The organism is Amycolatopsis solani (assembly GCF_033441515.1).
Taxonomy (GTDB): Bacteria; Actinomycetota; Actinomycetes; order Mycobacteriales; family Pseudonocardiaceae; genus Amycolatopsis; species Amycolatopsis solani.
In genome coordinates this window covers 63,816-84,570 of record NZ_JAWQJT010000001.1, presented here as the reverse complement: position 1 = coordinate 84,570, position 20,755 = coordinate 63,816, and the positions used below count along the sequence as shown (strand labels likewise).

Below are 20,755 nucleotides of genomic sequence, written 5' to 3'. Positions count from 1 at the left end.
GCCATGGCCGATCCCGAGCTCGTCCGATACACCCTCGACAACGGTCTGCGGGTGGTTCTCGCCCCCGACGCGACCGCGCCGGTGGTCGGCGTCAGCGTGCACTACGACGTGGGTTTCCGCTCCGAGCCGGAGGGGCGCACCGGTTTCGCGCACCTCTTCGAGCACCTGATGTTCCAGGGCTCCGAGAGCCTCGAGAAGCTCGCGCACTTCCGGCACGTCCAGTCCAGCGGCGGCACCTTCAACGGGTCGACCCACCCGGACTACACCGACTACTTCGAGGTCCTGCCCAGCGCCGCGCTCGAGCGCGCGCTGTTCCTCGAAGCTGACAGGATGCGCGCGCCGAAGCTGACGGCCGAGAACCTGGCGAACCAGATCGACGTCGTCAAGGAAGAGATCCGGCTGAACGTGCTGAACCGGCCGTACGGCGGGTTCCCGTGGATCACCCTGCCGCCGGTGCTGTACTCGACGTTCCCCAACGCGCACAACGGCTACGGCGGCTTCGAGGACCTCGAGAGCGCCACGGTCGAGGACTGCGCCGCGTTCTTCGACACCTACTACGCGCCGGCGAACGCCGTGCTCACGGTGGCCGGTGACTTCGAGGTCGGCGCGGCCAAGGACCTGATCGAGAAGCACTTCGGCGACGTCCCGCACCGGCCCGCGCCGGAGCGCCCGTCGTTCGCCGAGCCGCTGCCGACCACCGAGCTGCGCGGCGAGACGATCGACCCGCACGCCCCGCTGCCCGCGCTCGGCATCGGCTACCGGATGCCCGACCCGATCAACGACGTCGACAGCTACCTGGCCTACCTCGTGCTGGCCGGCGTGCTCACCGACGGCGACGGGTCCCGCCTCCAGCAGCGGCTGGTGCACCGCGAGCCGCTGGTCGTCGACATCGGCGCCGGCGCCGGGCTGTTCGGCCCGTTCGAGGCCCGCGACCCCGACACGTTCACCATCACCCTCATCCACCCGCACGAGGTGCCCCGCGAGCAGGTGCTCGCCGCGCTGGACGACGAGCTCGAGAAGCTCGCCGAAACGCCGCCGAGCGACGAAGAGCTGCGCAAGGTGACGGCCCGCTGGACGGCGAGCCTGCACTCGGAGCACGACCGCCTGGTGTCCCGGACCCTGGCGCTCGGCTCGTTCGAGCTGCTCTACGGCGACGCGTCGCTGGTGTACCGGCTGGCGGACCGGATGTCGGCCGTCACCGCGGAGGCCGTCTCGGCGGCGGCGAAGGCGCTGCGCCCGGACGCGCGTGCCGTGCTGGTGGTCAAGCCCGCTTCGGAAGGGAACAACGAGCAGTGACTTCGGCAACGCACCGCAGTGCGGAAGAGATCGGCCGCACCGCGCAGGGCCCCCGGCCACTGCCCCCGCTCGGCGCGCAGCGCGCTGCCGCCGACCTGTCCCACGTGGACACCGAACTGAGCAACGGCCTGCGCGTGCTCGCCGTGCGCAAGGCGACCGTGCCGCTGGTCGAGGCGCGGCTGTGGATCCCGTTCGCGGGCGACGACGCGCTGCACCCGGCGATCGCCGAGGTGCTCGCCGAGACGATCCTCACCGGCACCGCGCGGCGCAACCGCATCGAGATCGACGCCGAGCTGGCGCTGATCGGCGGCGACATCGGCGCCGGCGTCGACCCGGAACGCCTGGTGCTGACCGGATCCGCGCTCGCCGACAAGCTCCCGACGTTCCTCGACGTGCTCGGCGACGTCCTCACCGGCGCGACGTACGCCGACGACGAGATCGCCCGCGAGAAGGAGCGGCTCGTCGAGCGGATCGCCGTCTCGCGGACGCAGCCCCGCACGATCGCGCGGGAAGCACTGCAGAAGCACCGCTACGGCGACCACCCGGCCACCCGCGAGGTCCCTCGCGCCGAAGACGTCGCGGTCGTGACGCCGGAGCAGGTGCGCGCGCTGCACCAGGCCTCGGTCCTGCCGCGCGGCGCGGTGCTGGTGCTGGTCGGCGACCTCGACCCCGCCGCCGTCATCGGCGACCTCGAAAAGGTGCTCGGCGGCTGGGCGTCCGACCGCTCCGCCGTGCGGCTCCCGGCGCTGCCGGACCTGACCGGGCCGAACGTGCTGCTGGTGCCGCGCGCCGGCGCCGTCCAGTCGCAGATCCGGCTGTCGGCGCAGACCGTCCCGCGCACCGACCCGGGGTACGCGGCGCTGCAGCTGGCGAACCTGGCCTACGGCGGGTACTTCTCGTCGCGGCTGGTGGAGAACATCCGCGAGAACAAGGGGTACACCTACTCCGCGCACTCGGGCTTCGAGTTCACCGACGGCACCGCGGTGGTGAACGTCGACGCGGACACCGCGACTGACGCGACCGCTCCGGCGCTGCTGGAAACCCGATACGAACTGGGCCGCCTCGGCCAGGTCCCGCCGACCGGCGACGAGCTGGAATCGGTGCGGCAGTACGCGATCGGCTCGCTGCTGACGTCGACGTCGTCCCAGGCCGGGCTGGCCGGGCAGGTGCTCGCGCTGGCCTCGACCGGGCTGGGCCTGGAGTGGCTGAACGAGCACCCGGCACGGGTGGCCGCGGTGACCGCCGACGAGGTGGCCGAAGCGGCGCTGAAGTTCTTCGCCCCCAAGCGGTTCACCGGCGTGGTCGTCGGCGACGCGGAGGTGCTGGAACGCAAGCTCCTCGCACTCGGCGACGTCGTGGTGGGCGAGCCCGCCTGATGTCCGTCCCGTTCACGCTGGGGGACCTGCCCACCCTGTCCCGGTCCACTGTGGACCGCCAGGAAGGCTTGCGCACCAACCCTTCGCGCCTGTTGTCCCGATGGGCGGACGCCCGGGTCGTCCTGCTGGACGACACCGGGCGCACCCCGGTCGTCGAGGGGGCGTCCGTGCTGGCCTTCCGCAAGGCGATCGATTTCGGTACTGCGCCGCCCGCGGACGCGGTCTTCCTCGGCGAGTGGCAGGACACTGACTACTGGTCGCTCCCGGGCGGCCCGTCGGGCGACGCCGGCACGGTGAAGATGGCCGGCAGCTGGGGTTTCGTCGAGGAGGTCCCGGCCGCCGACGGCGAGATCTGGGTCGAGCTGCGCGGCTACGGCGACCTGCTGGACGACACGTCGGCCGGCTTGTTCACGACGGCGCAGGCGTTGCGGAACTGGCGCCGCCAGGCCAAGTTCTGCACCCGCTGCGGCCACCCGACAGAGCTGATCCAGTTCGGCTGGGCGAGCAAGTGCACCCACGACGGCCGCGAGGAGTACCCGCGCACGGACCCGGCGGTGATCTGCCTGGTCCACTCGCTGGAGGGCACGAACGGCTCGCACGTCCTGCTGGCCCGCCAGCCGATCTGGCCGGCCGGGCGCTATTCGGTACTGGCCGGCTTCGTCGAGGCGGGGGAGTCCCTGGAAGCCTGCGTGGTGCGGGAAATCCGGGAAGAGGTCGGGGCATCGGTGTCCGACGTGCGGTACCTGGGCAGCCAGCCGTGGCCGTTCCCGCGTTCGATCATGCTGGGCTTCACCGCCCGAGCGGACCGGACGCTGCCCCTGGTCCCGGCGGACGGCGAGATCGAAGAGGCCCTATGGGTGTCGCGCCCGGAGGTGCGGGCGGCGTTCGAGAACAGTTCGGTGCGGGGCGAGGGTTCGAAGCCGACGCCGATCGCGGATGGCGCGGCGGAGATCATCCTGCCGGGCAACTCGTCCATCGCCCGCGTGATGCTCAAGGCTTGGGCGGACGCGGAGGAGTAACCACCCGCCACAGAGTGCGACGACGAAAACGGCCCCGGCTACTCGCCGGGGCCGTTTTCGTTGCGCCCCGTGCATGTTTCCGCCACGTGGCCCAGTCACCCGGCAAGCGTTACCTCGACGTTTCAAGAGACCGTTGACGGCTGTGCTCCGGCTCACTACAGTCCCCGGAAACCGTCTGTAAAGTATCCTAATTAAGTCGGGAGCAACGAGTGCGAGCCGGTAGCCCGCGGATGCTGCGCGAGATCAACGATCGCGCCGCCATCGAGGTCCTCCTCCGGGAAGGCCCGCTGACCCGCGCTGAACTCGAGCTCGCCATCGGCCTCTCGAAGCCCGCTACCGCGCAGCTCATCACCCGGCTCGAGCTGGACGATCTCGTCGTCAAGGCCGGGGTCCGGGGTGGGGGACGCGGGCCGCGGGCCCAGCTCTGGGCCGCCAACGGGAGCCTCGCCTTCGTCGCCGCTGTCGATCTCACGCCGCACTTCGCGGACTTCGTCGTCGCCGATGTCGCCGGGGTCGTGCTCGCCGAGTACCGGACGCCGCTGCCCGTGCACGAAGGGGCCGACGTCGTCGGGGCCTTCGGCGAAGCGCTCCAGAAAGTCGCCGGAGAGGCCGGGATCCAGCGAGAAGACCTGGCTCACGTCGTGATCGGCGCGCAGGGGGCGTTCGATCCGCGGACCGGCCTGCTGTCCTCTGCGCCGCACATCCCCGGCTGGCTCGGCTTCGACGTCCCGCAGAAGCTCTCCGACGAGCTCGGCGTCGACGTCCTCATCGAGAACGACGTCAACCTCGTCGCCGTCGAGGAGATGAGTGTCGGGCAGGCCCAGGACGTCGACGACTTCGTCATGGTGTGGCTGTCCGAAGGCGTCGGCGGCGCCGTCGTGATCGGACGACGGCTGCTGCGCGGCGCGACCGGTGGTGGCGGTGAGATCGACTGGATGCGCGTCCCCGATCCGGCCACTGTGGACACCGGTGACGCCTGGCCCGAGGCCGGCGCCCGGTTCGGCAACCTGGTCGACTCGCCCGCCATCTGCCGCCTCGCCGCCGCGCACGGCATCGAAGCCGGAACCGCGTGGGAAGCCGTGGCGAAAACCGAACCACGCCACCCGTTTCGGCACGACCTGGCAAAGCGGGTCGCCGGTGGGGTCGCCAACCTCGTCGCCGTCGCCGACCCGCAGCTCGTGCTCCTCTGCGGGGACACCAGCCGCGCGGGTGGCGAGGAATTCGCCGCGCTGGTCGAGGAAAAGCTGCACGAACTCGTCCTGCCGCGCACGCCCGTCGGCTGCGCTTCCGTGCAGGGCAACGCCGTTCGCGCGGGCGCGCTGCAGTCCGCGCTCGCCAAAACCCGCGAGGACGTCTTCGGCGTCGTCACCCCCACGCTCCTCGGCTCACGCCGGACCGAGGACAAGCACCCGAGTAGCCCCAACCGATGAGGAGGAGGGCCATGCCCCCTACCACCCGGACCCGTCGCGGCGCACTTCTTGCGGCCGCCGCCGCGGCGTCCGTCCTGCTGACCAGCGCCTGTTCCGGCGCCGCCGCCCCGAGCGGGGGTGACGCCGCGGCCGCGCCCGGCAAGGACGACAAGCTCACGATCACCGTGTACTCGAAGTTCACCGACCGCGAGTACGGCGTGGTCACGGCCGGGCTCAACAAGCTCAAAGCGAAGTACCCGAACATCGAAATCAAGCACGAGGGCAACCAGGACGACGACAAGCTCACCCAGTCGATCCGCGGCGGCAACCCGCCCGACGTCGCGATCTCGTTCTACACCGACAACCTGGGCGCCTGGTGCTCCACCGGCAGCTTCCAGGACCTCAAGCCCTACATCGAGCGCGACAAGATCGACCTGAACCAAATCCCCGAAGCCGTCCGCAACTACACCGAGTACCAGGGCAAGCGGTGCGCGATGCCGATGCTCGCCGACGTCTACGGGATGTACTACAACACCGACATGTTCGCGTCGAAGGGCATCACCTCGCCGCCGAAGACGCTGTCGGAGTTGTTCGAGGACACCAAGAAGCTCACCGAGTTCAACCCGGACGGCTCGATCAAGGTCGCCGGTTTCCTGCCCTCGATGCCCTTCTACGCCAACCAGGCGCAGTACTGGGCGCAGTACTTCGGCGCCACCTTCCTCGGCCAGGACGGCAAGTCGGACCTCGCCACCAACCCCGGCTGGAAGGCGATGTTCGAGTTCCAGAAGCAGCTCATCGACTTCTACGGCGGCCACGACAAGGTCGAGAAGTTCAAGGCGGGCCTCGGCGACGAGTACTCCGCCGACCACGGCTTCCAGAAGGGCAAGCTCGCCATGATCATGGACGGCGAGTTCCGCACCGCGTTCCTCAAGGACCAGGCCCCCGACGTCAAGTACCAGACCGCGCCGTTCCCGGTGCTCGACTCGCTGGCCGACCGCTACGGCGGCGGCTTCACCACCGGCACGATCATCGCGATCCCCAAGGGCGCCAAGAACCCCGGCGCCGCGTGGGAGCTGATCAAGCAGGTCACCCTGGACACCGACACCCTGGTGGACATGGCCAACGGCCTGAAGAACGTGCCCAGCACCAAGGCTTCGCTCACCTCGCCGAAGCTGGACCTGCAGCCGCAGTTCAAGACGTTCCTCGACATCTACGACAGCGGCAAGCTGGTGGCCAACCAGACCACGCCGATCGGTGACGCGCACCTCAAGGCCGTCAACGACTTCGCGGAGAAGTGGCAGGCCGGTTCGGTGCCCGACCTGGTGGCCGGCCTGAAGACGGTCGACGCGCAGGTCAACGACGAACTCAAGCAGAAGGGCGCGGGCGGATGACCACGCTCGTGGAAAAGGTGTCCCCGTCCGTGCCTGCCAAGGCACGGGCGGGGGCCCGCCGGGCCAAGCGCCGCCGGACCGTCTTCTTCTTCATGGCGCCGGCGTTCCTCGGGTTCCTGATCTTCTTCGGCTACCCGCTGATCGCCACGGTCTACTACTCCTTCACCCGGTACGACCTGATCAACGCGCCGGTGTTCATCGGCTTCGACAACTACGTCCGGATGTTCACCACCGAGCCGCTGGTCGGCACGGCCGCGTACAACACGCTGTGGCTGGTGGTCATCCTGACGGTCTGCCGCGTGGTGTTCTCCCTCGGCGTCGCGTCGGTGATCTCCCGGCTCAAGTCGGGCGTCGGCCTGGTCCGGACGCTCTGCTACCTGCCGACGCTCGCCCCGCCCGCGGCGGCGACGCTGGCCTTCGTCTTCGTGTTCAACCCGGAATTCGGGCCGGTCAACCGGTTCCTGCGGCTCGTCGGCATCGACGGCGGGCTGTGGTTCAACAGCCCGGAGATGTCGAAGCCCGCGCTGACGCTGCTGGCGCTGTGGGGCTCCGGCGAGCTGATGATCATCATCCTGGCCGCGCTGCTGGACGTCCCGACCGAGCAGTACGAGGCCGCCGAGCTCGACGGCGCCGGCCCGATCCGCCGGTTCTGGCACGTCACGCTCCCGTCGATCTCGCCGGTGCTGCTCTTCGGCGTGGTCAACTCGATCATCTACGCCCTGCAGTTCTTCACCCAGGCGATCGTGGCGGCCTCCGCGAGCGCGGGCACCGCGGACGTGGCCGGCAACTCGAAGCTCATCGGGGCGCCGCAGAACTCGACGCTGACGTACCCGATCTGGCTGTACGTCCAGGGTTTCCGCTACTTCAACATGGGCTACGCGGCGGCGATGGCCGTGCTGCTGTTCATCGTGAGCGCGGCGTTCACCTGGATCCTCGTGCGCCAGCTGCGCAAGTCCCAGCACCAGGAGGAGGGCGCATGACCGCGTTGGCCGAAGCGCCGCAACGCGCGGCGGGCGTGCCGCCGAAGGTGAAGTTCAAGCGGCAGTGGGACAAGCGGCTGTCGTACATCGCGACACACGCGGTCGGGATCGCGCTCGGCGTCATCTTCATGCTGCCGCTGCTGTTCGTCTTCCTCACTTCGGTGATGAAGAGCGACCAGGCGATGACGGCGAGCCTGTGGCCGACCGAATGGCACTTCGAGAACTTCGTCGAAGTGTTCGAGAAGGCGCCGCTGCTGTCGTACTTCGGCAACAGCCTGCTCTACTCGGGCGTGGCGACGGCGGGCGCGCTGCTCTCGGCGATCCCGGCCGCCTACGGGCTTTCGAAGCTGCGGTGGCGCGGGCAGAACCTGTTCTTCATGCTGACCGTGGCCGCGATGCTGCTGCCGCCGCAGGTCACCATCGTGCCGCTGTACGACCTGTGGGTGCGGATGGGCCTCACCGGCACGCTGGTTCCGCTGATCGTGCCGTACTTCTTCTTCGACGCCTTCTCGATCTTCCTGCTCCGGCAGTTCTTCCTCACGATCCCGAAGGACTACATCGAGGCGGCGAAGATCGACGGCTGCAACGAGTTCCAGGCGATGTACCGGGTGCTGATCCCGATGGCGAAGCCCGGGATCGCGGCCACGGCGATGTTCTGCTTCCTGTTCACCTGGAACGACTACTTCGGGCCGCTGCTCTACACCGGGGAAAACCGCGACCACTGGCCGCTTTCGCTGGCGATCGCGTCCTTCCGCGGCATGCACCACGTCGAGTGGAACCTGACGATGGCCGCCACGGCCCTCATCATGGCGCCGGTCATCGTGCTGTTCATCTTCGCCCAGAAGTCGTTCGTCAAGGGCATCACATTCACGGGGGTCAAGGGATGAAGCTGGCAGTCGTCGGTGGCGGGTCCACCTACACGCCGGAGCTGATCGACGGGATCGCCGGTCGGCGGTCCACTTTGGACGTAGACGAGATCGTGCTGGTCGACCCGGACGCCTACCGCGTGGACGCCGTCGGCGGGTTCAGCCAGCGCATCCTCGACCACGCCGGGCACCCGGCGCGGGTGCGGACCACGCAGTCGCTGGAGGAGGGGGTCGACGGCGCGTCCGCGGTGCTGATCCAGCTGCGGGTCGGCGGGCAGCGGGCGCGGCGCTCCGACGAGACGTTCCCGCACGCCTGCGGCTGCGTCGGGCAGGAGACGACCGGCGCGGGTGGCCTCGCGAAGGCGTTGCGCACGGTCCCGGTGGTGCTCGACATCGCCGACCGCGTGCGCAAGATCGCCGGCGACGACACGTGGATCGTCAACTTCACCAACCCGGTCGGCATCGTCACGCGCGCCCTGCTCAACGAGGGCCACCGCGCGGTCGGGCTGTGCAACGTCGCGATCAACCTGCAGCGCCAGTTCGGGAAGCTGCTCGGCGTCGGCGCGGACGACGTCAAGCTCGTCCACACCGGACTGAACCACCTGAGCTGGGAGCGCGGCGCGCTCGTCGACGGCGTCGACCGGCTGCCGGAGCTGCTGGACCAGCACCTCTCGTACTTGTCCACTGAGGTCAGTGTGCCGGAGGAGTGGCTGCGGCGGATGAACGTCGTGCCGTCGTACTACCTGAAGTACTTCTACGCGCACGACGAGCAGGTCGCCAAGCAGCGCACCGAGCGGCCGCGCGCGGACGTCGTGTCCGACGTCGAGGAAGAGCTGCTGAAGATCTACCTCGACGAGGACCAGAACACGAAGCCGGAGTCGCTGGAGAAGCGCGGCGGGGCGTACTACTCGGAAGCCGCGGTGCAGCTGGTGCACGCGCTGACCGCGGGCGGGCCGGCCGAGGAGCACGTGGTGAACGTCCGCAACGACGGCACCTTCCCGTTCCTCCCGGACGACGCCGTCGTCGAGGCCCGCTCCACTGTGGACTCATCCGGTGCCACGCCGATCCCGCAGCCGCCGGTCGAGCCGAACTTCTCCGGCCTGATCTCGGCCACGACGGCGTACGAGTTCCTCGCGCTGGAAGCGGCGATCAAGGGCGGCCGCGACCGCGTGGCGGACGCGCTCCTGGCGCACCCGCTGGTCGGCCAGTACACGAAGGCCGACACGCTCGCCGACTCGCTGGTGCGGATCAACCGCGAGTACCTGCCGTGGGCGCGCGGATGAAGCCTGCCATCATCGCGATCGACGGCGGCAACAGCAAGACCGAGGTCCTCGTGATCTCGGAAGACGGTGTCGTGCTCGGCAAGTCACGCGGTCCGGGCGCGTCGCCGCAGAACGTCGGCGTCGCGGCCTGCGTCACCGCGCTGGAAGGCCTGGTGCTGGCGGCGTACCCGGACTTCGGGGAAAAGCCGTTCGCGGTCCACACCTCGGCGTACCTGGCCGGGCTGGACTTCCCGCGTGAAGAAGAGGTGCTGCACGCGGCGCTGTCCGCGCGCGGCTGGAGCGACACCCTGACCGTCGGCAACGACACCCTCGCGCTGCTGCGGGCGGGCAGCGCGGGGGTGGGCGTCGCGGTGGTGTGCGGGGCCGGGATCAACGGGGCCGGCGTCGGCCCGGACGGCCGCGTCCACCGCTTTCCCGCGCTGGGCAAGATCTCCGGCGATTGGGGCGGCGGCTACCGGCTCGGCGAAGAGGCGTTGTGGTGGGCGGTGCGCGCCGAAGACGGCCGCGGCCCGCGGACCGCGCTGATGCCCGCGGTGGCGGCGTACTTCGGGAAGCCGGCCTTGCTGGACGTCGTGCAGGGCCTGCACTTCGAGGAAATCCCGGCCGCCTCGATCCACGGCCTGTGCCCCCTGCTGTTCGAGGTGGCCGCGGACGGCGACGAGGTCGCCCAGGACATCGTGACGCGGTTCGTGGAGGAGGTCAGCGTGTTCGCCGCGGTGATCCTCCGCGAGCTGGAGCTGACCGAGGAAGCCCCGGAGATCGTCCTCGGCGGCGGCGTGCTGACCGGGATCGGCGCGCCGGTGATCGCGGAGATCGAGAAGCGGTGCCTCAAGGTGGCGCCGCGCGCGGTGGTCCGCGTCGTCGACGTGAACCCCGTGGTGGGGGCGGCGCTGTTCGGACTCGACACGCTGGGTGCGCCCGAGGCCGCGAAGGCGGCGTTGAAGGCGGCGACCCAGCGCGTCTGAAGACCCTGGCGGGACCGGTCTCGAAGCGGCGCGAGACAGGTCCCGCCAGACCCCCTACGGCACCAGGATTTCCCCGGTTTCCAGCAGCGACTTGAGGTCCGAGAGCACCCAGGCCCAGCCACCGCCGGCGTTCTCGCCCGGCCCGGCGTTGACGTCCTCGTGCACCCCGGCGACCATGTCGGCGGTCAGCGGCGCACCGGTGACGTCGTGCGTGACGGTCAGTCTGGTGCCGGCGGTCTTCGTCGCTTCGATGTCGTAGGTGAGCGTCGTGTAGGGCTCGGCGCCCATCCCTTCGGGGCCCATCAGCAGTTTCCAGGTGATGACGAGCTTGCGCGGCGGGTCGACCTCGAGGACCTCGCCGTCGACGAGGTCACCGGTGAACCCGGCGTCGATGAACGCCTGCGTCGGGCGGGTGCGGTGCTTGCCGCCGACCTTGAGGTCGAAGTCGGCGAGGCCGGTGTAGCCGTACTTCTGCGTCCACTCGGGCTTGGTGATGGCCTCCCAGATGCGTTCCGGGGTGGCCTTGATGTAGACGCGGTGGACCTGCACGGTGTTCGTCATGGTTCTTCGCCTTCCAGTTCGTTCTTGAGGTCGAGCAGCGCGGTGACCTGGCGCTCGGTGTACTTGTCGATCCACCGGTCGTGGATCTGCCGGATCGGCACGGGGTTGAGGAAGTGCCGCTTCTCGCGGCCGTCCTTCCGCGTGACGACGAGCCCGGCTTCCTCCAGCAGCTTCAGGTGCTTCATGACGCCGAAGCGGGTCATCTCGACCTGGGTCTCCAGCTCGGTGAGCGTGCGGCCGTCACGTTCGAAGAGCAGGTCGAGCAGGAACCGGCGGGTCGGATCCGCCAGCGCCTTGAACACCAGGTCGTCGTGCACGTCCTCAAGATAGGTGACCAAAAGGTCACATGTCAACGGGCGCCGCTTTCACGTGAAAGTGCGTTGGTTCAGACCAGCAGGGAGAGGGGGAGGATCAGGGCGATCGCCACCACGGAGATCAGCGTCTCCATCACCGACCAGCTCTTCAGGGTCTGGCCGACCGACAGGCCGAAGTACTCCTTGACCAGCCAGAATCCCGCGTCGTTGACGTGCGAGAAGAACAGCGACCCGGCGCCGATCGCCAGCACCAGCAGCGCGCTCTGCGACGAGTCCATGTGCGCCGCCAGCGGAGCCACGATGCCCGCGGCGGAGACCGTCGCCACCGTCGCCGAACCCGTGGCCAGGCGGATCGCCACCGCGACCAGCCAGCCGAGCAGGAGCGGCGACAGGTTCGCGTCCTTGGCCAGGCCGGTGATGACGTCGCCGACGCCGGCGTCGACCAGGGTCTGCTTGAAGCCGCCGCCCGCGCCGACGATGAGGATGATGCCCGCGATCGGGCCGAGCGAGTCACCGACCACAGTGGACAGCTTGGCCCGGCCCAGCCCGGCGGGGCGGCCCAGCAGCACCATGCCGACCAGGACCGCCGCCAGCAGCGCGATCAGCGGGTCGCCGACGAAGTCCAGGATCTTGCGGGCGCCGCTGTCCTTGGCCAGCAGGATGTCGGAGAGCGCTTTCGCCAGCATGAGCACGACCGGCAGCAGCACCGTCGTGAGCGTCGCGGCGAAGCTCGGGCGCGGCTTGTCCGTGTCGGCGCGCTCCGGGACCAGCCGTTCGGGGGCGACGGCGTCCGGCACCAGCCGCGCGGCGAGCTTGCCGAACAGCGGGCCCGCGACGACCAGCGTCGGGATGCCGACCAGCAGGCCGAACGCCAGCGTGATCCCGACGTTTGCGTTGAGCGCGCCCGCCGCGGCGAGCGGGCCCGGGTGCGGCGGGACGAGCCCGTGCAGCACCGAAAGCCCGGCCACCGCCGGAATCCCCAGCAGCATCAACGGTTTCCCGGTGCGCTTGACCGCGAGCAGTACCACCGGGATCAGCATGACGAGCCCGATCTCGAAGAACATCGGCAGCCCGATCAGCGCGGCGACGAGCGCCATCGCCCACGGCAGGCTCTTGTCGCGGGCCTTGCCGAGCACGGTGTCGACGATCTGGTCGGCGCCGCCCGAGTCGGCCAGCAGCTTGCCGAGCATCGCGCCGAGTGCGATCAGGATGCCGACCGACGCGACCGTGCTGCCGACGCCGGTGGTGAAGCTCTTGAGCAGTTTGTCGACCGGCATCCCGGCGGTCAGCCCGAGCACGAGCGAGCCGAGCACCAGCGACAGGAACGGGTGCAGCTTCACCTTGGTGATCAGCACGACGATGACGGCGATCGCGACGACGGTCGCGATGATCAGCCGGGAGTCGTGGCCGGTCCAGGCGGCGGCGAGGGTGGTCATGAACGCTCCCGGAAGGCGGTGAGGGCGGCGTCGGTGATGTCCGCCGGCGTGTCGCTGATGTCGAAGATCGCGCCGGGCTCGTCCGGTTCGAGGGGTTCGAGGTCGGCGAGCTGGGAGTCCAGCAGCGAGACCGGCATGAAGTGGCCCGAGCGCGACTTCATGCGTTCGGCGAGGAGTTCGCGGTCGCCGTGCAGGTGGGCGAACCAGACGTTCCCGCCGGTCCGCAGCACGTCGCGGTACCGGCGCTTGAGCGCGGACGACGTCACGACGCCGCCTTCGGCCTGGTGCTCGCGGATCCAGCCGGCGATGGCCTCGAGCCAGGGGGCGCGGTCCTCGTCGGTCAGCGGGTGCCCCGCGGTCATCTTGTCGATGTTGGCCTTCGGATGGAACGAGTCCGCTTCGGCGTACTCGACGCCCAGCGCGCCGGCCAGCGCCGTGCCGATCGTCGTCTTCCCGGAGCCTGACACCCCCATCACCACGATGACGGTCATCCGCACCTCCCACTTCGTTGTGCTCAGGTGAGTGAAACTCAAAAGTACTACTTATTCAAGATGAAGTACTACTTAATCGAGTCAGACGGCTAGGTTGGGCCGGGTGAGGCACGAGCAGGTACTGGACGCGCTGGGCGCGGCGATCGCGAACGGGTCGCTGCCACCCGGCACCGTGCTGCGCTCCGAAGAGCTGCAAGAGCGCTTCGGGGCTTCGAGGACGGTAGCCCGCGAAGTGGTCCGGGTGCTGGAGACGATGCGGCTGACCAGCAGCAAGCGGCGCGTCGGGGTGACCGTCCGCGAGACCGCGGAGTGGAACCACTACGACCCGCGCCTGATCCGCTGGCAGCTCGACGGCCCGGCCCGCCCGGCGGCGCTCGCGACCCTGAACGAGCTCCGTTCGGCGATCGAGCCGTGCGCGGCGCGCTACGCGGCCCTGCGCGCGACGCCGGAGGAGCGCGGCCGGCTCGGCGCGCTGGGGGAGCGGCTGGCGCGCACCGCGCGGGCCCGCGACCTCACGACGTTCCTCGAGTTCGACATCGCGTTCCACGACCTGCTGCTCAGCGCGTCGCGGAACCCGATGTTCGCGCAGCTGTCGGAGGTCGTCGCGGAGGTGCTCACCGGGCGGACCGGGCACGGCCTGATGCCCCCGGAGCCGCAGCCCGAGGCCATCGCGCTGCACCTGGAGGTGGCGGCGGCGGTGGCGGCCGGGGAGGCGGACCGGGCCGAGCGGGCGATGCGGGACATCGTCGTCCAGGCACGCGAGGAGATCGCGGCGCTGGTCGAGTAACCGGGGTTTCCGGCGGTCTTCCTGGGTCGAGTAGCCTCCTCGCGTACTGCAGTTTTCTTCTGCCGGGGGGCACGGGTGAGCGCGGCGCGCGCGATCGGACTGGTGTTGGGTGTGGCGGCCGACGGCGCCCTGGGCGACCCGCGCCGCCGTCCGCCGGTGACGGCGTTCCGCCGGCTCACGCCCGGCCGTGGCGCTCTCGTCGCGGGTGTGGCGGTGGTGGGCGGGGTCCTGCTGGAGCGGGCGGGCCGCGGCCGTCCCGTGGTCCAGGCTTCGGCGACGGCCGTCACGACGTGGGCGGTCCTCGGCGCGGCCGGCCTGGCGCTGCAGGGCACCGAGCTGGCCCGCGACCTCGAGGAATGCCGCTTCGAGCCGGCCCGCACCACACTGTCCGAATTGGACCCGCGGGTGGCCGACGGCCTGGGCGCGATCGCGCTGTCCCGCGCCTCGGTGGAGACGCTGGCCGAGAACACGTCCGACGCGGTGGTCGCCCCGCTGGTGTGGGGCGCGCTGGCGGGCGTCCCCGGCCTGGCCGGCGCCCGCGCGGTGAGCCTGCTGCGCCGCGCCCGCGTCGGCCGCCGCGGCCACTGGGCGATCGACCGCCTCGACGAGCTCGTCCACCTGGTCCCGACCCGCGTGGCCGCGGCCTTGACGGTCCTGGCGGCCCCGGTGGTCGGCGGCTCGGCGGGCGGCGCGTGGCGCGCCTGGCGCCGCGACACGATCGCCCACCCGAGTCCGAACGCGGGCCGCGTGGAGGCGGCGTTCGCGGGCGCGCTGGAGATCCGCGTCGGCGGCCGCACGGTGTACCCGCACGGGGTGGCCGAGCTGCCGGTGCTGGGCGTCGGGCGCAACCCGGACGCGGGCCACGTGACCCGCGCGGTGGAGCTGTCCCGCGTGGTCGGCTGGCTGGCCGCGGTGACCTCGGTGCTGCTGGCCGTGGTGACGGGGTTGCGCCGCCGCTCGCGCTGAGCCGGATCACGCCTAGTGGTCCCGAATGACTCATTCGGGACCACGGTGGTCCCGAATGAGTCATTCGCGACCTTCACGCCTCCGCCGAGGCAGGCCACGACCGCCGCCGGTGCTCGGTCACTGCGTCCCGGCCTCTCAACCGCGCCGGCGCAGCTGCGTCACCGCCTCCGCGTCCAGCCGCCCGCCGCGTTCGGTCAGCCGGGACCCGATGCGGTCCCGGTCCTCGGCCGTCTTGTTGCCGCCGAACTTGAACTTCGCCCGGACGCCCGTGATCGTGAACTCGATCCCGCGGATCCCCGGCAGCAGCCGCCGGTCCGGCGCCTCCGTGGCGCTCACCGGAGCCCGCGCGCCGTCGGGCTCGAAGTGCCGCAACTGCTCGTCCAACAGCGCCGCCTTCGCCGCCGGGTCGTCGATCAGACGGACGTCGCCCTCGAGCTGCACGGTCGCGTAGTACGACGTCGGCACGCCGCGGGCGGGATCCCCGGTCGTGTTCCAGTCCGCGCGGATGTAGGTGTAGTCGTCGACCACCGTCAGCAGGGCACGCGGGTGCTCTTCCAGCAACGGCCAGATCGGGTTGGGGCGCGCCAGGTGCGTGACGACCGTCCGGTCGCCGTCGAACGCGAAGTGCGCTGGGGTCACCACCGGCAGGTCGCGGCCGGTGCCGCCGGCGATGAGCTGGCCGAAGTCGTGCGAGGACAGCCACTCCCGCCACTCGGAGTCGTCGGCGGCGTCCCACGGGTGGATCAGCATGCCCGCAGTGTCACCCGGCGAAGTGGCCGCACCGAAGGGCCATTTCCGGCTTATTTCTGGTGGCCACTTTCGGCGAGCTCGTCTTCGGCCAGGATCTCGGCCACCGTCTTGCGCCGCGACTTCTCCGGCGTCGACGAATCCAGCGCGCCACCCGGCTTCAGCTCCCGCACGGTGAAGTACAGCCAGCCGAGCAGCGCCATCGCGCCGAAGGCGATCCACTGCAGCGCGTACGACAGGAAGGGCCCCGAGTCCGTCTGCGGCAGCGGCAACGCGCCGAGCACGCCGGGCTGGCCGGTGTCGAGCTGGAAGTAGCCCGGCCGGATGTCGAGCTTCCCGGCCCGCGCGACGACCTGCGAATCGACGACGTAGCTCTGCAGCTGCCCGCCGGTCGAGGCGTCGGCGAACGCGTCGCGGTTCTTCGGGTCCGTTTCGTCCGCGCGCGCCCGCGCGGTCACCGTCACCGTGCCGGCCGGGGCGGGCGGGAACGGCAGCGCGCCGGACTTGCTGTCGAGCCGGACGTACCCGCGGTCGATCAGCACGATGGTGCCGTCGGTGGTCTGCAGCGGCGTCAGCACCTCGAAGGCACCCTCGCCCTGGACCGTCCGCAGCCGCGCGACGACCTCCTTGTCCGGCAGGTACCGGCCGGTGATGGAGACGAGGTGCCATTCGGTCCGCGGGCCGATCACCGTCCCCGGCGGCAGCAGCTGCGCCAGCGGCAGCGGCGCGGCCGTGAACGACGTCTCCAGCGCGGAGTTCTGCTGCTCGCGTTCGGTGTTGCGGCTGAACTGCCACGGGGAAAGCAGCGTGAAGCAGCAGATGGCGAAGGTGAACACCACCGCCGTCAGAGCCAGCCACCCGGGCTTGAGCAGGAACCGCAACCGCACCCCACCACGGTAGGCCGTGCCCCGGCCGGGCCGCCCGCCGACCTCCGCCACCTGTGACTTCTACCCCCGCGAACGCACCCAATCGAGCAATCCGGGCACCGTGCGCTCGACCATGCCGAGGACGTCCTCGAAGCCGTCGTCACCGCCGTAGTAGGGGTCGGGGACCTCGGCGCCTTCGGGTGCGGTCGGGTCAAACGACCGCAGCAGCCGCACCTTCGCCGGATCATCGACCCGCGAGCGCAGGAAGGCGGCATGCCCCTCATCAGCGGCCAGCAGCAGATCGGCGGCGAGGTCTTCGTCCGACACCTCGGACGCCACGTGTGAAGTCGGGTAGCCGTGCGCTTTCAGCGTCGCGCGGGCCCGCTTGTCGGCGGGCTCCCCGGCATGCCACGGCCCGGTACCGGCGCTGGTGACGCGCACGGCGTCGCCGAGGCCGGCTTCGTCGAGCTTGGCCTGGAACACCAGCTCGGCCATGGGGGAGCGGCAGATGTTGCCGGAGCAGACGAAGACGATGTGGGTCACGTTCGCGAGGGTAACGGTGGCGATCGGGAATCGAACGACACCGACTCCCCGGTCGAGCTGCGGAAGGGCGGCAGTCGAGGCCGCGCCGCCATCGGTCCGCTGATCCTGCTCGGGTCACCGCGAACCCGACAGCCGCGAGCGGCCGACGCCGGTGCCGGCTGGGTGCTGCCCGATCGCACCAAGGGCTACCAGGCGGCGTGCGAGACCGCGCTGTCCGTGCGCCGCGGCTTCGGGTGGGGCCTGCTCGCGCTCGGCGTGCTCGTGTTCGCCGGTGCGCTCGTCGTCCGGCGGCCCGAGGGGGCCGGCCGCGCGGCGGCCTAGTCAGCCACCGGGCGCCGTTCGCGAGGGTAATCGGCGGTTCACCCCTTCACCCGCTCGCTCGGCGGTACCCGCGGCCCGCGATCGGCACTTAGCGTGATCAAGCGAGGACGCGAACCGGAAGGAAAGCGATCATGCACGGATGCTGCTCGAAGTGCACCGGTCAGGGCTGCGGCTGCTGCGGCAACTGCAACTGACCCTCCACGCGGCGCTCACGGCGGCGGCGGCCAGACGCCGCCGGAGCGCCACCCACAGCACACCGCACGGCCGGAAAACGTCCATGCGAAGATCCCCGGATGCCCGCACTCTCCGAAGTCATCGCCGTGCTGGAGCAGGCCTACCCGCCCGCGCTCGCCGAGTCGTGGGACGCCGTCGGTCTCGTCTGCGGTGATCCCGCCGAGCCCGTCACGCGCGTGCTCTTCTGCGTCGACCCGGTCGCCGAAACCGTCGACGAGGCCGCCGAGCTCGGGGCGCAGCTGATCGTCGCGCACCACCCGCTGCTCCTGCGCGGTGTGCACGGCGTCCCGGCCGACACGGCCAAGGGCGCGCTCGTGCATCGGATGATCCGCGCCGGCATCGCGCTCTACTGCGCCCACACCAACGCCGACTCGGCCGACCCCGGTGTCTCGGACGCGCTCGCGCAGGCGATCGGGCTCCGCGTCACCGGCCCGCTGGCGCCCAACGCCGACGGCGTCACCGGGATCGGACGGCTCGGGGAGCTGCCCGAGCCGGAGCCGTTCGCGATCTTCGTCCAGCGCGTGGCCGACGCCCTGCCCGAGACCGTGCCCGGGGTGCTCGGCGCGGGCGACGAGGAGCGCGAGATCCGCACCGTCGCCGTGTCCGGCGGGGCCGGGGACTCCTACCTGAAGCAGGCCACCGCGGCCGGTGCCGACGCCTACGTCACCGCCGACCTGCGGCATCACCCCGCCGGTGAGCACCTGGCCGGGACTCCGCCGGTGCCCGCGCTGGTCGGGCTGACCCACTGGGCCAGCGAATGGCCGTGGTGCGGGCAAGCCTCGGCGGTCGTGGCGCGGGCGTTTGCGGGTAACGTCGACACCTGCGTCTCCACGCGGTGCACCGACCCGTGGAACGTCCGCGCCGAGCGCACATCGAACTAAAGAGGAGCACCGTGAAGGCCGAACCCGCCGTGCAGCGCCAGTTGCTCGAGCTCGCCAAGGTGGACGCCGAGCTCTCGCGCACCGCGCACCGCCGCCGCACCCTGCCGGAGCTGGCCGAGATCGACGCGGGGGAGAAGACCGCCCGCGAGCGCCGCGACGCGCTCGTCTCCGTGGAGACCGCCGCCTCTGACCTCGACCGCGAGATCGCCCGGCAGGAGAAGGAGATCGAGTCGGTGCGCGCCCGCGAGGACCGCGACCGCAAGCTCCTCGCGTCCGGCTCGGTGAACTCGAAGCAGATGACCGACATCGAGCACGAGCTGCAGTCGCTGGAGCGGCGCCAGCGCGCGCTCGAGGACGACCTGCTGGAGCTGATGGAGCAGCGCGAAGCCCTCGGCCTGGACGCGCAGCGCACCGGCGCCGAGGTCGACAAGGCCGAAGCCGAGGTCGTCGCCGCGACCGCCCGCCGCGACGAGGCGTTCAAGGACCTCGACACCACCCGCGCGCGCCGCGAGGAAGACCGCGAGAAGCTGGTGCCGCGCTTCCCGGAGCCGCTGCTCAAGCTGTACGAGCGGGTCCGCGAGCACAAGGGCATCGGCGCCGCCCTGCTGCGCGCCCGCCGCTGCGGCGCCTGCCAGCTGGAGCTGGACCGCAGCACCATCAGCGAGATCAAGGCCGCGCCGGAGGACGACGTCATCCAGTGCGAGAACTGCGGCGCGATCCTGGTCCGGACCGTGGAGTCGGGGCTGTGACGTCGCACGTCCTGATCGAGGCCGACGGCGGCTCCCGGGGCAACCCCGGGCCCGCCGGCTACGGCGCCGTCGTCAAGGACGCCGCCACCGGTGACGTCCTCGCCGAGCGCAAGGAAAGCCTCGGCGTCGTCACCAACAACGTCGCCGAGTACCGCGGCCTGATCGCCGGGCTCGCCGCCGCGGCCGAGCTCGGGGCGTCCACTGTGGACGTCCGGATGGACTCGAAGCTCGTGGTGGAGCAGATGTCCGGGCGCTGGAAGATCAAGCACCCGGACATGCAGCCGCTGGCCGAGCAGGCCAAGGAGCTGGCCGCCGGCTTCTCCCGCGTCAAGTACGAGTGGATCCCGCGCGCGCAGAACTCCCACGCCGACCGCCTGGCCAACGAGGCCATGGACGAAGCCGCCGGGAAGCCCGCCGCCGCGCCGAAGCCGACGCTCCCGACCCGCAAGCCCGACCGCGCGACCGTGGCGTGGACCGGCGCGAAGGGCACTCCGACCCGGCTGCTCCTGCTGCGCCACGGCCAGACGGAGATGTCGGCGCTGCGCCGCTACTCCGGCCGCGGCGACGTCCCGCTCACCGAACTGGGCCGCGCGCAGGCCGCGGCCGCGGCGAAGCGGCTGGCCGCGATGGACGGCCTGGTCGTCGACGGCCAGGCGGTTCCGATCATCGCGTCGCCGCTGACGCGCACGAAGCAGACCGCGCAGGCCGTCGCCGACGCGCTCGGCGGCCGCGTCGAGACCCACCCCGGCCTCATCGAGACCGACTTCGGTGACTGGGAAGGCCTGACGTTCGCCGAAGCGGCCGACCGCGACCCCGAGCTGCACGGCTCCTGGCTGGGTGACAGCGCGGTGCCGCCGCCGGGCGGGGAGAGCTTCGACGTCGTCCACCGGCGCGTCCGCAAGGCCCGCGACGAGCTGATCGCCGAGCACGGCGGGCGGACGTTGCTGCTGGTCAGCCACGTGACGCCGATCAAGACGCTGCTGCGGATGGGCCTCGACGCCGGCCCGCAGCTGCTGTTCCGGCTGCACCTCGACCTCGCGTCGCTGTCGATCGTCGAGTTCTACCCGGACGGCAACGCCTCGGTCCGCCTGGTGAACGACACCTCGCACCTGTCCTGACCCGTCGAATGTGGGGTGGATCACGCTCAATGCCGACGCGTGGCCGACCCCCGATGGGGTATTGGCTACAGTGTCTCGACCGCGTCGCCGCGGTGGCGGGTCCGCCTGTGGATCCACTTCAGGGGGCGCCGGCTCGCGCGTATCCCACCGGCAGAA

At 70.9% G+C, this 20,755-nt stretch carries 22 protein-coding genes; 15 read left to right on the top strand and 7 right to left on the bottom strand.

All coding sequences use genetic code 11. The annotated features are described in order from the left end of the window. The first annotated feature begins 3 nt into the window (after positions 1-3). The 9 genes from SD460_RS00370 (at position 4) to SD460_RS00330 (ending at position 10,585) form a co-directional block, all read left to right on the top strand. Positions 4-1,296: a M16 family metallopeptidase gene (locus SD460_RS00370; RefSeq protein ID WP_290060144.1), complete on the top strand. Its 1,293-nt coding sequence runs from the start codon at positions 4-6 to the stop codon at positions 1,294-1,296. Further along, positions 1,293-2,672 carry a M16 family metallopeptidase gene (locus SD460_RS00365; RefSeq protein WP_290060143.1) on the top strand — a complete coding sequence of 460 codons (1,380 nt, stop codon included), beginning with the start codon at positions 1,293-1,295 and terminating at the stop codon, positions 2,670-2,672. Before SD460_RS00370 ends, SD460_RS00365 begins: the two co-directional genes overlap by 4 nt. Beyond that, positions 2,672-3,691: an NAD(+) diphosphatase gene (gene nudC / locus SD460_RS00360; protein ID WP_290060142.1), complete on the top strand. Its 1,020-nt coding sequence runs from the start codon at positions 2,672-2,674 to the stop codon at positions 3,689-3,691. The genes SD460_RS00365 and nudC overlap by 1 nt, the downstream gene beginning before the upstream one ends. A gap of 230 nt (positions 3,692-3,921) precedes the next feature. Next, positions 3,922-5,121, top strand: coding sequence for an ROK family transcriptional regulator (locus tag SD460_RS00355; RefSeq protein WP_290060146.1), 1,200 nt, complete (start codon positions 3,922-3,924; stop codon positions 5,119-5,121). A gap of 11 nt (positions 5,122-5,132) precedes the next feature. Beyond that, the gene (locus SD460_RS00350) at positions 5,133-6,491 is read left to right on the top strand and encodes an extracellular solute-binding protein (RefSeq protein ID WP_290060141.1); all 1,359 of its coding nucleotides are present in this window, start codon (positions 5,133-5,135) and stop codon (positions 6,489-6,491) included. After that, positions 6,488-7,471: a carbohydrate ABC transporter permease gene (locus SD460_RS00345; RefSeq protein WP_290060140.1), complete on the top strand. Its 984-nt coding sequence runs from the start codon at positions 6,488-6,490 to the stop codon at positions 7,469-7,471. Before SD460_RS00350 ends, SD460_RS00345 begins: the two co-directional genes overlap by 4 nt. After that, positions 7,468-8,358, top strand: a complete 891-nt coding sequence (locus tag SD460_RS00340; protein ID WP_290060139.1) for a carbohydrate ABC transporter permease — start codon at positions 7,468-7,470, stop codon at positions 8,356-8,358. Before SD460_RS00345 ends, SD460_RS00340 begins: the two co-directional genes overlap by 4 nt. Continuing rightward, positions 8,355-9,620, top strand: a complete 1,266-nt coding sequence (locus SD460_RS00335) for a 6-phospho-beta-glucosidase (RefSeq protein ID WP_290060138.1) — start codon at positions 8,355-8,357, stop codon at positions 9,618-9,620. Before SD460_RS00340 ends, SD460_RS00335 begins: the two co-directional genes overlap by 4 nt. Next, a complete protein-coding gene (locus SD460_RS00330) occupies positions 9,617-10,585 on the top strand; it encodes an N-acetylglucosamine kinase (RefSeq protein ID WP_290060136.1) in 969 nt (322 codons plus the stop codon). The genes SD460_RS00335 and SD460_RS00330 overlap by 4 nt, the downstream gene beginning before the upstream one ends. Before the next feature lie 54 nt (positions 10,586-10,639). On the opposite strand, the gene SD460_RS00325 is transcribed toward SD460_RS00330, so the two are convergent. From SD460_RS00325 to SD460_RS00310, 4 genes are all read right to left on the bottom strand, one after another. After that, complete coding sequence (locus SD460_RS00325) at positions 10,640-11,146, bottom strand: SRPBCC domain-containing protein (RefSeq protein WP_290060135.1); 507 nt, start codon at positions 11,144-11,146, stop codon at positions 10,640-10,642. Next, positions 11,143-11,463, bottom strand: coding sequence for an ArsR/SmtB family transcription factor (locus SD460_RS00320; RefSeq protein WP_225439772.1), 321 nt, complete (start codon positions 11,461-11,463; stop codon positions 11,143-11,145). Before SD460_RS00320 ends, SD460_RS00325 begins: the two co-directional genes overlap by 4 nt. 68 nt (positions 11,464-11,531) lie before the next feature. Then, the gene (locus SD460_RS00315; protein WP_290060134.1) at positions 11,532-12,896 is read right to left on the bottom strand and encodes a GntT/GntP/DsdX family permease; all 1,365 of its coding nucleotides are present in this window, start codon (positions 12,894-12,896) and stop codon (positions 11,532-11,534) included. Then, positions 12,893-13,387 carry a gluconokinase gene (locus SD460_RS00310; protein WP_290060133.1) on the bottom strand — a complete coding sequence of 165 codons (495 nt, stop codon included), beginning with the start codon at positions 13,385-13,387 and terminating at the stop codon, positions 12,893-12,895. The genes SD460_RS00315 and SD460_RS00310 overlap by 4 nt, the downstream gene beginning before the upstream one ends. Before the next feature lie 103 nt (positions 13,388-13,490). Between SD460_RS00310 and SD460_RS00305 the strand changes: the two genes are divergently transcribed. Continuing rightward, entirely contained in the window at positions 13,491-14,174 is a 684-nt protein-coding gene (locus SD460_RS00305; RefSeq protein WP_438860822.1) for a FadR/GntR family transcriptional regulator, read from the top strand. Between the two features lie 75 nt (positions 14,175-14,249). Continuing rightward, positions 14,250-15,140 (top strand): cobalamin biosynthesis protein CobD/CbiB, encoded by an 891-nt coding sequence (locus SD460_RS00300; protein WP_318305758.1) that lies wholly within the window; start codon positions 14,250-14,252, stop codon positions 15,138-15,140. 135 nt (positions 15,141-15,275) lie between these two features. On the opposite strand, the gene SD460_RS00295 is transcribed toward SD460_RS00300, so the two are convergent. The 3 genes from SD460_RS00295 to SD460_RS00285 are packed head-to-tail and all read right to left on the bottom strand — an operon-like array spanning position 15,276 to position 17,296. Beyond that, positions 15,276-15,890: an FMN-binding negative transcriptional regulator gene (locus SD460_RS00295; protein WP_290058100.1), complete on the bottom strand. Its 615-nt coding sequence runs from the start codon at positions 15,888-15,890 to the stop codon at positions 15,276-15,278. A 50-nt stretch (positions 15,891-15,940) separates the two neighbouring features. Continuing rightward, on the bottom strand, positions 15,941-16,774 hold the full coding sequence (locus SD460_RS00290; RefSeq protein ID WP_290058099.1) for an SURF1 family cytochrome oxidase biogenesis protein: 834 nt from the start codon (positions 16,772-16,774) through the stop codon (positions 15,941-15,943). Between the two features lie 60 nt (positions 16,775-16,834). Beyond that, positions 16,835-17,296, bottom strand: coding sequence for a low molecular weight protein-tyrosine-phosphatase (locus tag SD460_RS00285; RefSeq protein WP_290058098.1), 462 nt, complete (start codon positions 17,294-17,296; stop codon positions 16,835-16,837). 162 nt (positions 17,297-17,458) lie between these two features. On the opposite strand from SD460_RS00285, the gene SD460_RS00280 reads away from it, so the two are divergent. The 4 genes from SD460_RS00280 to SD460_RS00265 all read left to right on the top strand — a co-directional run bounded on the left by SD460_RS00280 (position 17,459) and on the right by SD460_RS00265 (position 20,599). Then, a complete protein-coding gene (locus SD460_RS00280; RefSeq protein ID WP_290058097.1) occupies positions 17,459-17,617 on the top strand; it encodes a hypothetical protein in 159 nt (52 codons plus the stop codon). Positions 17,618-17,910: 293 nt separating this feature from the next. Further along, on the top strand, positions 17,911-18,732 hold the full coding sequence (locus tag SD460_RS00275; RefSeq protein WP_290058096.1) for a Nif3-like dinuclear metal center hexameric protein: 822 nt from the start codon (positions 17,911-17,913) through the stop codon (positions 18,730-18,732). Between the two features lie 11 nt (positions 18,733-18,743). Further along, the gene (locus SD460_RS00270) at positions 18,744-19,481 is read left to right on the top strand and encodes a zinc ribbon domain-containing protein (protein ID WP_290058095.1); all 738 of its coding nucleotides are present in this window, start codon (positions 18,744-18,746) and stop codon (positions 19,479-19,481) included. Continuing rightward, the gene (locus SD460_RS00265) at positions 19,478-20,599 is read left to right on the top strand and encodes a bifunctional RNase H/acid phosphatase (RefSeq protein WP_290058094.1); all 1,122 of its coding nucleotides are present in this window, start codon (positions 19,478-19,480) and stop codon (positions 20,597-20,599) included. Before SD460_RS00270 ends, SD460_RS00265 begins: the two co-directional genes overlap by 4 nt. Positions 20,600-20,755: the final 156 nt, after the last annotated feature.